A 1,003-nucleotide genomic window follows, 5' to 3' on the forward strand; every position below is an offset into this window, starting at 1 on the left:
GCCCACACCCCCCCCGGGGCGGGCGGCCAGACGCCGCCTCCGCCCGGTCCTCCGGGGACGCCGGGCACGCCGCCGGTCGAACCGGGCGCGCCGGGCGGGCCCGGAGGCTGCGGCGCACCGGGTGCACCGGGCGGGCCGGGCGGCTTCGGCGCACCCGGGGCTCCAGGCGGGCCCGGAGGCTGAGGGGCGCCCGGGGTGTTGGGGTCGGCGAGCATCGTCGCGGCGTGGTGGACACCACCCGGCGGCGTGCCCGGCGTCCCCGGAGGACCGGGCGGAGGCGGCGTCTGGCCGCCCGCCGGGGGCGGGGTCTGGCCGCCACCGGGAGGCGGCGGGGTCTGACCGGCACCGGTCCCCTCGAGCGACGACACCAGCTGGGTCGGAACGTACGGCGTGCCCGAGCCCGAGGCGGGCGGCGTGCCAGCCGCCGGACGCGCCCCCGGCGTGCCCGGTGCACCCGGCGGAGGCGGCGTCGACGGACCGCCGGCACGCTGCGGGGGCGGGGTCGCCTTGCTCGTCTCGGCATCGGCGATGTCACCCGCGGACGGACCCGGCGTGCCCGGCGGCGGCGTAGTGGACGCTCCCGGCGGGGTGCCCTGCCCGCCCGGCTCCCCCACCGCGGGGGCCAGCGCGGTCTTCGGAAGCCGGCTGCCGCCCGACATCAGCGCCGTGGGCGCGTCCGCCGGGACCGACGGCGGCGGGGTGTGGTCGCCCGGCTCGCTCAGCTGCGGCGCGAACACGGTCTCCGGCAGCGGCACGGAACGGTCCTCACCGGCGTCGGCGCTGGTGTCCGTACCGGCCCACGGGGTCGCCCCCGCGCCCGACGAACCGTCCTGCGAAAAGTCACCGGCCCCGGCCGCCGCGGGCCACGCGCCACCGCTGCCGGACGCGGCGGCACCACCGGAGCTCCCGGCACCGGCAGGCTGCGCCCCGGCGCCCGGACCCGCGGCGGGCGGGGGCGGGGACTTTTCGCAGGACGGTTCGTTCGGCGCGGGGGGGGGCCCCG

Annotated in this window: 1 pseudogene; it reads right to left on the reverse strand. The window is 82.0% G+C overall.

Features of this window, described 5'->3' with window-relative positions:
- Window positions 1-1,003: pseudogene (locus ABD198_RS30485) on the reverse strand (SUKH-4 family immunity protein); the annotation flags it as partial.

It is taken from the genome of Streptomyces thermocarboxydovorans, assembly GCF_039524635.1.
In the GTDB taxonomy this organism is placed as follows: domain Bacteria; phylum Actinomycetota; class Actinomycetes; order Streptomycetales; family Streptomycetaceae; genus Streptomyces; species Streptomyces thermocarboxydovorans.